General features: G+C 41.8%; 7 protein-coding genes. 2 read left to right on the top strand and 5 right to left on the bottom strand.

Translation table 11 applies throughout. The annotated features are described in order from the left end of the window. Nucleotides 1-67: 67 nt before the first annotated feature. The gene (gene rpoC, locus V7S74_RS05195; RefSeq protein ID WP_406777710.1) at nt 68-4,399 is read right to left on the bottom strand and encodes a DNA-directed RNA polymerase subunit beta'; all 4,332 of its coding nucleotides are present in this window, start codon (nt 4,397-4,399) and stop codon (nt 68-70) included. A gap of 58 nt (nt 4,400-4,457) precedes the next feature. Beyond that, nucleotides 4,458-8,330 carry a DNA-directed RNA polymerase subunit beta gene (rpoB, locus tag V7S74_RS05190; protein ID WP_406777709.1) on the bottom strand — a complete coding sequence of 1,291 codons (3,873 nt, stop codon included), beginning with the start codon at nt 8,328-8,330 and terminating at the stop codon, nt 4,458-4,460. A 408-nt stretch (nt 8,331-8,738) separates the two neighbouring features. Between rpoB and V7S74_RS05185 the strand changes: the two genes are divergently transcribed. Next, nucleotides 8,739-9,443, top strand: a complete 705-nt coding sequence (locus V7S74_RS05185) for a helix-hairpin-helix domain-containing protein (RefSeq protein WP_406777708.1) — start codon at nt 8,739-8,741, stop codon at nt 9,441-9,443. A 57-nt stretch (nt 9,444-9,500) separates the two neighbouring features. After that, nucleotides 9,501-11,129 (top strand): L-glutamate gamma-semialdehyde dehydrogenase, encoded by a 1,629-nt coding sequence (gene pruA / locus V7S74_RS05180; RefSeq protein WP_406777707.1) that lies wholly within the window; start codon nt 9,501-9,503, stop codon nt 11,127-11,129. Nucleotides 11,130-11,701: 572 nt separating this feature from the next. Here pruA and V7S74_RS05175 read toward each other — a convergent pair. The 3 genes from V7S74_RS05175 to V7S74_RS05165 all read right to left on the bottom strand — a co-directional run bounded on the left by V7S74_RS05175 (nt 11,702) and on the right by V7S74_RS05165 (nt 13,252). Then, nucleotides 11,702-12,220 carry a stage II sporulation protein M gene (locus V7S74_RS05175; RefSeq protein WP_406777706.1) on the bottom strand — a complete coding sequence of 173 codons (519 nt, stop codon included), beginning with the start codon at nt 12,218-12,220 and terminating at the stop codon, nt 11,702-11,704. Between the two features lie 389 nt (nt 12,221-12,609). Further along, a complete protein-coding gene (locus tag V7S74_RS05170; protein WP_406777705.1) occupies nt 12,610-12,753 on the bottom strand; it encodes a hypothetical protein in 144 nt (47 codons plus the stop codon). Nucleotides 12,754-13,018: 265 nt separating this feature from the next. After that, nucleotides 13,019-13,252 (bottom strand): response regulator transcription factor, encoded by a 234-nt coding sequence (locus V7S74_RS05165; RefSeq protein ID WP_406777704.1) that lies wholly within the window; start codon nt 13,250-13,252, stop codon nt 13,019-13,021. Between the last annotated feature and the right edge of the window lie 388 nt (nt 13,253-13,640).

Below are 13,640 nucleotides of genomic sequence, written 5' to 3'. Positions count from 1 at the left end.
TTTTTTGGTAAAAAATAAACCCCCGAACTTAAGAAAAGCCGGGGGTCTATTCAAATGAATCTACAAATTAGTTTGCAGCTTCTACTTTTTCTTTCGCCTCAGCGATTTCTGCAGCTTCTTTCTTCGCTTCGATTGCTCTTAATTCATCTTTCGATGTAACTAAGATGTCTTTGTAGCGACGAAGACCTGTACCTGCTGGAATCAAGTGACCTACGATAACGTTCTCTTTCAAGCCGTCTAAGGTATCTTGTTTCGCGCGGATAGACGCTTCAGAAAGCACTTTCGTAGTTTCCTGGAACGACGCAGCTGAGATGAATGATTCTGTTCCTAACGAAGCTTGCGTGATACCTTGTAGGTTAGAAGAAGATACCGCTGCTTGCGCATCACGTACTTTCATTAACTTCAAGTCTCTACGTTTTAACGAAGAGTTCTCATCACGTAAAGCACGAGCTGAAAGAATCATACCTGCTTTGTATTTCTCAGAATCTCCAGCATCAGTAATCACCTTCTGATCTAAGATCAAGTCGTTCTCGTGACGGAATACGAAACGATCTACGTTTTGACCTTGTAAGAATTGGGTATCACCTGGCTCTAAAATCTGCACTTTTTGCATCATTTGGCGAACGATACACTCGATGTGCTTATCATTGATCTTCACACCTTGTAGACGGTATACGTCTTGGATTTCGTTCACTAAATATTCTTGTACCGCTGTAGGTCCTTTGATCTTCAAGATATCTGAAGGTGTAATTGCACCATCAGAAAGTGGAGAACCAGCACGTACGAAGTCATTATTTTGTACTAAGATGAATCGAGTCAAAGGTACTAAGTAACGACGCTCAGCTCCTTCTTTCGGTGTCACGATAATCTCACGATTACCACGCTTAATCACACCGTAAGAAATAACACCATCAATCTCAGTAACAACTGCAGGGTTAGATGGGTTACGTGCTTCGAATAATTCCGTTACACGTGGAAGACCTCCCGTAATGTCACGGGTTTTACCTGCCGCACGAGGAATCTTAGCGATAATTTGACCCGCTTTGATTTTATCTCCTTCGTCGATCGCTAAACGCGCACCTACTGGAACGTTGTATACTAAATCTTCTTTACCTTTTGCTTTGACTATTACGGATGGGTTCTTCGTCTTATCTTTCGATTCGATAATTACCTTCTCACGCATACCCGTTTGCTCATCCGCTTCCTCTTTGTAGGTATTGTTTTCTTCGATTGCCTCGAATTCAATTTTACCTTCAGCCTCAGAAAGGATAACCGCATTGTATGGATCCCAAGCACAGATTTCATCTCCTTTTTTCACCGCTTGGCCTTCCTTAACACGTAAGAATGAACCATAAGGAATGTTAGAAGAGATCAATACTTGTTTGTTCGCTGGGTTCACAATTTGAACCTCACCAGAACGTCCCATAACGATTTCAACTGGGTTGCCATCTGCATCTGTAGAGCTTACTGAACGAACCTCTTCGAAGTTAATCACCCCGTCGAATTTCGCTTTAACGCTCGCATCTAGAGAAACGTTTTGGGCAGTACCACCCACGTGGAAGGTACGTAATGTTAACTGAGTACCTGGCTCACCGATCGATTGAGAGGCGATTACACCTACTGCTTCTCCTAAGTTCACCATCGCAGCGGTTGCTAAGTTACGTCCGTAACATTTCGCACACACACCGCTCTTCGTCTCACAAGTTAATACCGAACGAATTTCAACTGATTCGATCGCTGTCTCATCAATTTTCGTTGCGATTGCCTCGTTGATTTCATCACCTGAAGCAACGATTAACTCATTTGTGATCGGATCGTACACATCGTGAATAGACACACGACCTAAGATACGCTCAGATAATGGCTCGATGATCTCCTCATTGTCTTTCAATGGGAACACCTCGATACCACGTAAGGTACCGCAATCTTCTTCGTTCACGATAACGTCTTGCGCAACGTCGTGTAAACGACGAGTCAAGTAACCCGCATCGGCTGTTTTCAAGGCAGTATCTGCTAAACCTTTACGCGCACCGTGAGTTGAGATAAAGTACTCTAATACGTCAAGACCTTCTTTAAAGTTAGAAAGGATTGGGTTTTCGATGATTTCACCTACTGAACCTTGTAAGTTCTTCTGAGGCTTAGCCATCAAACCACGCATACCACCTAGTTGACGAATTTGCTCACGAGAACCACGGGCTCCAGAGTGCATCATCATGTAGATCGCGTTAAATCCTTGGTTGTCTTCCTCCATCTGCTTCATAAGCGTCTCGGTAATTTTCGAGTTCACTTTTGTCCAGATATCAATAACTGCGTTGTAACGCTCGTTATCTGTGATTAGACCCATTAAGTAGTTGTCCCAAACCGCTTGAACATCATCCTGTGCTTTCTTCACTAATGAAGCTTTTTCAGCAGGAATTTGAACATCACCAATACCCATCGATAAACCACCGTGGAAGGCTTGTTGGAAACCTAATTCTTTGATATCATCTAAGAATTGAGCTGTACGCGCCATACCACAGATCTTGTGAACGTGTGAGATGATTTGTTGTAGCTTCTTCTTAGTTAATAACTCATTGATGTAACCTACTTGCTCAGGAACACATAAGTTGAATAATACACGACCCGCAACAGTTTCCACCATTTCTTGAACCAATGTACCATCTTCTTTACGAACCGTAGCTTTCACCACGATGTTCGCGTGCTTCGATAATTTCTTCTCGTTCAAGGCGATAACAACCTCTTCAAATCCGTAGAAACGAGATCCTTCACCAGCCACTTTGTGATCTGGAGTAGACTTACGTCCTTTTGTTACATAATATAAACCTAACACCATGTCCTGAGATGGTACCGTAATAGGCGCACCATTCGCTGGGTTCAAGATGTTATGAGAGGCAAGCATTAATAAAGAGGCTTCCAAAATCGCTTCGTGTCCTAGTGGAACGTGAACCGCCATCTGGTCACCATCAAAATCGGCGTTAAAGGCCGTACAAGTTAATGGGTGCAATTGGATCGCTTTTCCTTCGATTAATTTCGGTTGGAAAGCTTGGATACCTAAACGGTGAAGGGTAGGAGCACGGTTTAAAAGAACTGGGTGCCCTTTCATCACGTTTTCCAAAATATCCCAAACCACTGGATCCTTACGATCTACAATCTTCTTCGCAGACTTAACCGTCTTCACGATACCACGCTCGATCAACTTACGGATAACAAACGGCTTGAATAATTCTGCCGCCATATCTTTTGGAAGACCACATTCGTGCATTTTCAATTCTGGACCTACGACGATAACCGAACGACCTGAATAATCGACACGCTTACCTAATAAGTTTTGACGGAAACGACCTTGCTTTCCTTTCAACATATCAGAAAGAGACTTCAAGGCACGGTTACCTTCAGAACGAACCGCATTTACTTTACGTGAGTTGTCAAATAAGCTATCTACAGCCTCTTGCAACATACGCTTCTCGTTACGTAAGATTACCTCTGGAGCTTTGATCTCGATCAAACGCTTCAAACGGTTGTTACGGATAATCACACGACGGTATAAGTCGTTCAAGTCAGACGTTGCAAAACGACCTCCATCTAATGGCACCAATGGACGTAATTCTGGTGGAATTACTGGAACCATTTTAATGATCATCCACTCAGGACGGTTATCGATACGACCGATCGACTCACGGAACGCTTCCACCACCTTCAAACGCTTCAAGGCTTCAGCCTTACGTTGTTGAGATGATTCTGTATCCGCAGAGTGACGCAAGTCAGCCGATAAGCTGTCTAAGTCAATACGAGATAATAACATATTTAACGCGTCAGCACCCATTTTCGCGATGAATTTCTGTGGATCTTCATCAGGTAAATGTTGGTTCTCGCGCGGTAATTTGTCTAAGATATCTAAGTACTCATCTTCTGTTAAGAAATCAAGGTATTGGCTACCGATCTTTCCTTCTTCCGCGTACATACCTGGTTGAACTACTACGAAACGCTCGTAATAGATTACTTGGTCTAATTTCTTAGTCGATAGACCAAGCATATAACCAATCTTGTTAGGTAAGCTACGGAAGTACCAGATGTGTGCAACTGGAACCACTAATTCGATGTGGCCCATACGCTCACGACGTACTTTCTTTTCCGTTACTTCTACACCACAGCGATCGCAAATGATGCCTTTGTAACGAATACGCTTGTATTTACCGCAGTGACACTCCCAGTCCTTTGTAGGACCGAAGATACGCTCGCAAAACAAACCGCCCATTTCGGGTTTGTAGGTACGGTAGTTGATGGTTTCCGGTTGTGTTACCTCCCCGTTAGAACCCTCCAAGATTGACTCTGGAGAGGCTAAGGAAATGGTTACTTTTTGGAAATCGCTATTCAGCTTTCTAGTCTTTTTAAATGACATTTTCTTTGTATTTTATTGGAAAATGAACTCTTTTATTCAGGGCCAAAGCCCAATGGTTTTACTCAAGGGTGATTTCAAGGGCTAAACCTCTCAATTCGTGAATCAATACGTTGAATGATTCTGGAATGTTTGGTTTTGGCATATTCTCCCCTTTTACAATAGCTTCGTAAGCTTTTGCGCGACCGATGACATCATCTGACTTCACAGTTAAGATCTCTTGCAAGATATTCGCTGCACCGAAGGCCTCTAATGCCCAAACCTCCATCTCACCAAAACGCTGACCACCAAACTGAGCTTTACCACCCAATGGTTGTTGTGTAATTAATGAGTAAGGTCCGATCGAACGTGCGTGCATCTTATCATCCACTAAGTGACCCAGTTTCAACATATAGATGATACCTACAGTCACCGGTTGATCAAATTTATCACCCGTTAAACCATTGTATAAATACGTACGACCCCAGTCTGGTAAACCAGCTAATGTTAATTCAGCTGCTACCTCTGCTTCAGTTCCACCGTCGAAAATAGGCGTCGCATAACGCTTACCTAATTTTTGTCCAGCCCAACCTAATACGGTCTCGTAAATTTGTCCTAAGTTCATACGAGATGGTACCCCTAGTGGATTCAATACGATATCTACCGGTGTTCCATCTTCTAAGAATGGCATATCTTCTTCACGAACGATACGAGCAACAATACCCTTATTACCGTGACGACCCGCCATCTTATCACCCACTTTTAACTTACGCTTCTTAGCCACATACACCTTCGCTAATTTCACGATACCAGCAGGTAATTCATCACCTACTTCTAACACGAAACGCTCACGCTTGAAGTTACCAGCGATTTCGTTACGACGAACGTGGTAGCTCTTGATTAACGCTAAGAAAGTTGCGTTAGTCGCTGCATCCGCAGTAGCCTCTTCTACGATCAAATCTGAAAGTAAATTCGCTTCCTCTGGTACGGCATACGTTGACTCATCGCGGTATAAGTTTTTATCTGGGAATAATAATTCTTCGATATTCTTCGCTGTGAATTTAACCCCTTTCTCTACGATCACTGTACCAAACTTGTGACGGATACCTCCACATGTTTTACCAGCTAATAAAGCAACGGTCTTTTCGATCATGATCTTACGAACCTCTAAAAGGTCTTTACCGTATTGCTTCATAACCAATTTCAATTCAGCTTTCGACTTATCACGTTGATCCTTATCCTTTTTAGGACGAGCGAACAACTTCGTGTCGATAACCACACCTTTTAATGATGGTGGCGCTTTCTTCGAAGCATCTTTCACGTCACCTGCTTTGTCACCAAAGATGGCACGTAATAATTTCTCTTCTGGAGTTGGATCAGACTCTCCTTTTGGTGTAATCTTACCAATTAAGATATCTCCTTCTTTCACCTCAGAACCTACGCGAACAACACCGTTCTCATCTAGGTTACGAACTGTTTCCTCAGAAACGTTCGGGATTTCAGAAGTTAATTCCTCCTCACCACGTTTCGTATCACGTACCTCTAATTCGAATTCCTCAATGTGGATCGAAGTAAAGATATCGTCACGAACCACTTTTTCAGACATCACGATCGCATCCTCAAAGTTGTAACCTTGCCATGGCATGAACGCCACTTTCATGTTACGACCTAAAGCTAGCTCACCTGCTTGAGTTGCATAACCCTCGCAAAGCGCTTGACCCTTCTCCACCTTTTGTCCTTTGAAAACAATTGGCTTTAAGTTGATCGTTGTATCCTGGTTCGTTCTACGGAACTTGATTAATTTGTATTCTTTTGTAGAGCCGTGGAAGCTTACTAATTTTTGCTCTTCTGTTTGATCGTAGTTAACTACGATGCGTAAAGCATCTACGTATTCGATCACACCACTTCCTTCAGCAACTACTAAAGTACGTGAGTCAATCGCAACGCGGTGTTCTAAACCTGTACCTACGATCGGTGCTTCAGGGCGTAACAATGGCACCGCTTGGCGCTGCATGTTCGATCCCATCAAGGCACGGTTCGCATCATCATGCTCTAAGAAAGGAATCATAGAAGCAGCAACGGATACGATTTGGTTAGGCGCCACGTCCATATATTGTGCATCTGCTGGATTCACTAATGGGAAGTCACCCTCAAAACGTGCCTTCACACGCTCAGATAAGAATTTACCATTTTTGTCAATCTGTGCATTTGCCTGAACGATGTTCATTCCATCTTCTTCTTCAGCCGTTAAATACGAAACAGTTGTAGATGTATCTACTTTACCTGATTCGATCACTCGGTAAGGAGTTTCGATGAAGCCCATTCCGTTTACTTTCGCGTGAACACAAAGAGAAGAAATCAAACCGATGTTCGGTCCCTCTGGTGTTTCAATCGTACAAAGACGACCATAGTGCGTATAGTGAACGTCACGAACCTCGAAACCAGCTCTTTCACGAGAAAGACCACCTGGTCCTAGGGCAGACATACGACGCTTGTGCGTGATCTCGGCTAATGGATTCGTTTGGTCCATAAACTGAGATAACTGATTCGTTCCAAAGAACGAGTTAATCACAGACGATAACGTACGTGCATTAATTAAATCTACTGGCTTAAAGTCCTCGTTATCACGAACGTTCATACGTTCTTTGATCGTACGAGCCATACGTGCAAGACCTACACCGAACTGAGCATATAATTGCTCACCTACAGTACGTACACGACGGTTAGACAAGTGGTCAATATCATCGACAACCGCGCGAGAGTTGATCAAACCGATCAAGTATTTCACGATAGAGATGATATCCTCTTTTGTCAATACCTTAATATCCATCGGGATATCGTGGCCTAATTTTTTATTGATACGGTAACGACCTACTTCGCCTAAATCATAACGCTTGTCTGAGAAGAACAAGTTTTGGATGATATCACGTGCCGTTTGCTCATCTGGAGCATCCGTGTTACGTAATTGCTTGTAGATAACTTCTACCGCCTCTTTCTCCGAGTTCGAAGTATCTTTTTGTAAAGTATTGTAGATGATGTTGTAATCAGATACGTTCACATCGTCTTTGTGCAAGATGATCGTGCTTGATCCTGATTCCAAAATCGTCTCGATCTCGTTCTCCGTAATAACAGTATCACGTTCGATCAAGATTTCGTTACGGTCGATAGAAACTACCTCACCTGTATCTTCATCTACGAAGTCTTCTTGCCACGTTTTCAAAACTCTCGCAGCTAAGCGACGTCCTACCGTAGTTTTTAAATTCTTCTTGTCCACCTTCATTTCTTCAGCTAGGCCAAATAAATCTAGGATGTCCTTGTCATTTCCGTAACCAATCGCACGAAGCAATACAGTCACAGGGAATTTCTTTTTACGGTCGATGTACGCGTACATCACATTGTTTACGTCCGTTGCAAATTCAATCCAAGAACCCTTGAATGGAATGATACGAGCCGAATACAATTTCGTTCCATTTGTATGCTTCGATTGCGCGAAGAATACACCTGGTGAACGGTGTAGCTGGGAAACGATGACACGCTCAGCACCGTTGATCACGAATGATCCACGCTCTGTCATGTAAGGAATGTTTCCTAAGAATACTTCCTGTTCGATGGTTTGGAAATCCTCGTTGTCTGTATCATTACAGATCAAACGTAATTTCGCTTTTAAAGGTACTGAATACGTTAAACCGCGGTCGATACACTCATCTACCGAATATTTCGGCGGATCTACAGAGTAGTCAACGAACGATAAAACGAAGTTTTCCCGCGAATCCGCGATTGGAAAATTCTCAGCAAACACTTTAAATAAACCTTCGTCAGTACGATTCTCAGCAGCTGTCTCTAGCTGGAAAAAATCCTGAAAGGATTTGATTTGGATATCCAGAAAATCTGGATAATCGATCACAGACTGCGTTTTTGCAAAGCTGTGTCTTCCGGTGGCAGTGATGTTACTCAAGGCTTTATACGTTTTAAATTAAATGAAAAATGGCCCTCTGGGCACAATTTAAAGCTGAAATGCCTCGTAGATGAAAAAATGATTCCCCTTTGCGCTTCCCCTACGATAAAGGAATTGTGTTTCAGAAATCATTTCTTTTTGGATAGGCCCGAAGGCTTGTACCCTAAAATAGCCTGCAAAGGTACTGATAATTTTTTAGGATGCAAGGGGGTTGTGGGATTTTTGTTTGAACTTGCTTTTCGGTAAAGCATAGAGCATTTTCAATAAAGCATAGAGCATAAAGAATAAAGCATAAAGTTGGTATCGCCATAGGCGATGCATACTTGAAATGTTTTAACCAGCTTTATTCTTTATTATTTGTGCCTTATTCTTTGTGCTTTATTCTTTATGCTTTCAATCCCACCACTAATGAAAACCAAACTAATGTACCTCCTCCGCTTCACCCTCGCCTATACCCACGCCGAGATCAAAGGGCTAATCGTGCTGCTGGGAATGATGGTTGTTTATGTCCTTCTATATATAGGTTACGAATGGCGGGAAAAAGAAGTGGCTAAATTGGATTTTCAGCCGGTGCTTTGGGAGGCGAATTATAAGGCGATAAGTCCGAAGGTGTTCGGTTCGCGAAAGTTCGGAGAGAATGAGTCTGGATGGAGAGAGTCCGGAGTCCGGAGGAAGTGGGTGGAGTACAAGTCCGGAGTCCGGAGGAAGCAGCAAGCGATCGATATTAATACGGCAGATTCGGCGGCGTGGGTGGCGCTGAATGGGATAGGGCCGGGGTTCGCGAAACGGATAATGACTTATCGGGAGAAGTTAGGCGGGTTTTATCAGGTGGATCAATTGAAGGAGGTGTATGGCTTGGATTCGCTTTGGGTAAAAGAAAATAAGGCCTTATTAAAGGTAGGGGCTGGGGTGTATCGGTTTTTAGCCATCAATCAGGTGGAGTGGAAGGATTTCAAGCACCCTTATTTGCCCTATGGGCAGTCGAAGGTGGTTTTGGCCTATCGTAAACAACATGGGGTGCTGAAGGATTTCGAAGCTTTGAAAAAAATACAATTGCTGGATCTCGTGGCGTGGAAAAGATTGAAACCCTACCTCAGCTTTGCCGCGCCTTGATAATATATAGAAAACCCGTAATTTAGCATCCTATTTATTACACATCAACGAAACCATATGTCCTCAGGAGTTTTTCAAGTCCCTACCCCTATTAATGAGCCGATTTTGCAGTACGGTGCGAATTCAGCGGAACGTACTAAATTAAAGCAAGCCCTTTCTGATTTGTGTAACCAGCAAATTGATGTGCAGATGCGTATCGCGGGTCGTTCTGTGAAGGGTGCCAAAAAAGTCGCCATGACTTGCCCGCACGATCACCAACATGTGTTGGGTCATTATTATGAAGGTGGAAAAGCGGAAGTGGCTCAGGCAATTGACGCGGCTCTGGAAGCTAGATCAGCTTGGGCATCGATGCCTTGGGAGGATCGCGCGGCTATTTTTTTAAAGGCAGCAGATCTTTCGGCGACGAAATATAGAATGCAATTAAATGCGCGCACGATGCTAGGTCAGTCGAAAAATGCCTACCAGGCTGAAATCGATGCGGCCTGTGAGTGGATTGATTTCTTACGTTTTAATGTGCATTATGCACAACAGATATACAGTGAACAACCGATTTCGTCGCCTGGCGTTTGGAATCGATTGGAATACCGTCCATTAGAAGGCTTCGTTTATGCCTTGACTCCATTTAATTTTACGGCGATCGCGGGTAATTTACCAGCGGCGCCTGCCTTGATGGGGAACACGGTGGTTTGGAAGCCGTCGCCTACGCAGGTTTATTCGGCGGGATTATTAATGGAAATTTTAGAGGAGGCAGGTTTGCCGGCTGGCGTAATCAATTTAGTGCTAGCGGATGGTCCGGAAGCAGGGGAGGTTGTTTTCTCTCACCGGGACTTTGCGGGGATTCACTTTACGGGATCGACAGGCGTTTTCCAGACGATTTGGAAGAATATAGGCCAAAACATCGCCAACTATAAATCCTATCCTCGCATCGTAGGCGAAACAGGTGGTAAGGACTTCGTCGTAGCTCACGCATCAGCTGATGTAAAAGCGTTAACCACTGGATTAGTCCGTGGCGCCTTCGAATACCAAGGCCAAAAATGCTCCGCAGCCTCTCGTGCTTACATCCCAGCTTCTTTATGGCCATCTGTGGAAACACAATTGAAAGCAGATTTAGCAGCTATTAAGATGGGCGGCACAGAAGATTTTGAAAACTTCGTAAACGCGGTGATCGATGCGAAAGCTTTCGCCAAAATTACCTCTTATATAAGTGAAGCCAAAAAATCTCCAGAAGTTCAGGTGATCGCCGGCGGAAACTTCGATGATTCAAAAGGCTATTTTGTAGAACCTACGGTTTTATTAACGACTAATCCGACCTACCGCACGATGGTGGAGGAGATATTTGGCCCGGTGCTAACGATCTATGTATATAATGATGCGGATTGGAATTCGGTCTTGACTTTAGTGGATTCGACTTCGGCTTATGCTTTAACGGGCGCGATTTTCGCGCAAGACAAATACGCGATGCTGGAAGCGATGAAAGTGCTAGAAAACGCGGCAGGTAACTTATACTTAAATGATAAGTGTACGGGAGCCGTGGTAGGCCAGCAGCCATTTGGTGGTGCGCGTGCTTCAGGAACGAATGATAAGGCGGGTTCATATTTGAATTTGCTGCGTTGGGTTTCACCGCGCACGGTGAAGGAAGTCTTCGTTTCACCTACAGATTTTAGGTATCCATTCTTAGAAAAGTAATTTTATAATTCATACTAGAAATTGGTTTTGCCTTTTTTTAATAGATTTTGATTAATAAAAGCAAAATGGCAATAGGCGTCAAATTGATTACTAATGACTTGAAATAGTTTATATCATAATTTAATTTTATTTCAACGATTAGAATCAAGTAAAAGAGTCCCCAAAATAGGTTGCCAATTTGCTTAATATCACGAAAGGTATATTCTTGGAAAAGGTGTAGATCCTCTACGCCTTTTCCACTTATATCATCTGCATTTTCCACAAAATCCGTAAGTAAAAAAAGGTAGGAAAACGAGAATATCAAAATAGGAATAAAAGCAATGCTGATTATCCAAGTTAAGGATGCCTTCTGCTTTTTTATTTCTAGATATTCAAAAATGATGCTTGTCGTGGCATAAATAAATATAAAAATTAACAAGGGTGAAAGGGCAGAAGAATAGTTGTTTAATTCAAATACAAATAATTGAAATGAGTTGAATTTTCCAGAGATGCTTTCTTGTAGGATAGCCGCCTCCTTTGATATCAAATAAAAGTTTATTGATAAGCAGGAAAGTATGAATGCTGGAAATAATTTAGGTAGCTGATACATAAGATTCGATAAACGCTGAAACTAAAATGATCACATACCCTGAGATGAATAAAAAGCCAAAAAGTAAGTAGTCAAACTGGGGTCTTGCTTTTAATAAATAGTGTTGGGTCACATAATTAGTCAAGTAAAAACCAAGCGTCGAGGCAAGGATAAATCCTCCTATTTCAATTGAATGCGGGAGTAATCGGGGAAGAAAATCGGCAGGACTGTTTGAGAATCTATTGAGTGTAACTAATAGATAGCCTAAAACAAAGCCATTATAAAACGTAATGATGGCGGTAAATAAGCCCAAGGTTAAAAAGCCTGATATACTCGCAAAATACACGGAGGTGTTATTATTAAGAATTTCAAAAAATAAATCCTTGCTTGATTTATTAGAATCGCTTACAAAGTCCACAGATAACGAATTGATTTTTACGATTAAAAAACTATTCCTTGATATTAAGGCAGTGGCGAAACCAATGATATATATAGATATAGCTAAAAGGACATATTTTTTCATCTACAGTAAGTTGTCTAGCTACTAAATCTCGTTGTATTGTAGGTGTAAAATGCTATTCCTATCACGGCCAAAATGCCACCAATCATAGCCGTTACAATCATAATGGCCAAACTATTTGTCATATTAAAGCTTATTTCAGCTGGGATGACGGTTGAGCAAAATCCTATAAAAAATGCCCAATTGAAAGAGATAGTTTCATTCGAATGAAGTGTAGCGTGACACGATTTGCAGGTAGTCGTACTATTTTTTTGCAGTTTAAAAAGCTCTTTTACAGAGATATTAGCATGACATCTATCACAAGAAAATGAAGTATTATAAGGCATGATTAGATAAGATTTTAATTTATGAAAATGAAGTAATGGGAGTATGATATGAACTCCCACTACTAATTAGAATCCTGCAGTAATTCCTGCAACCACTCCTGCCACTGGAGTACCGACAGAACCAACTGCAAAGACCCAAGCTGCGGCGTCCATTATTCCTATTGCCCCAACAGCTGTGGTAGCACCAGCGGATGCGCCATGTTTACTCATAACATGTGTTATCGCTAGCCAAACTTTGCCAGATTTTTGTTGGGCAGAATTGGTGAGAACAACAAATGCGAAGCAAACTGACAATAATGCAAAACTTGTTTTTAAAAATTTCATTCGTTTCTATTTAAAATTTTGCCCCTACTCTTATTATTGGTTTTTCGGGTTTCACCATTCGTTAAGTGTGGGACAAAGTTTTCGAAAACGATCGGCTGATACAATAGGATAAAAAGTACTATTTTAGTCCTATATATAATGGTTGTAATTGCTACTCTGCTTGTTTTGGCGAAAGCTCATATTCAAATACGAATTTTCGAAATTCCGTTTTTCCTCGAGCTCCTACCTTAAGTAGGATATTTTCTCTATGCTTTTTTACGGTAAAATAAGAAAGTCCTAGATTGTTGGCCATTTCTTTAGTGGAGTAGCCCATTCTAATTAACTGGACGATTTCTATTTCTCTATAGGTTAGATGAGAAATGGGGATTAGTAGGTTAGGTCTCATATCGGTCAAAATTCAAACGATGGATAATTATTGATTCATTGCAAGAACAGATACGAATAGGTGAATGTATTCAAAAATTCAAGAATGTCGTCAGGAATAACTGATAATTTAGAATTTTATAAATTATTATGCTTATTTCTTTACTTGATAATCAGATGTTTAGAAGTTATGCCAAAAAAAGTTTCTAATGCAGACTTGCGTTTAAAAAAATAATCCTACATCTTTGCACTCCCAATCGCTAGGAACAAAAGGTTTCTAGGGCAAGACTGAGAGTAGATTAGGTGATTAAGTTCACGACAGAGCGGGTTGCTTTGTTTAATTTACATCGAGGTACAAGAGTTCTTTGACGTGTTGATAGAAATAAAGAAGAGATACTGTGTTTAAATCA

Origin of the sequence: Aquirufa novilacunae (assembly GCF_045310505.1) — a bacterium.
Taxonomy (GTDB): Bacteria; Bacteroidota; Bacteroidia; order Cytophagales; family Spirosomataceae; genus Aquirufa; species Aquirufa novilacunae.
Note: the sequence above shows the minus strand (reverse complement) of the source record. Positions and strands in the feature narration are given on the sequence as shown.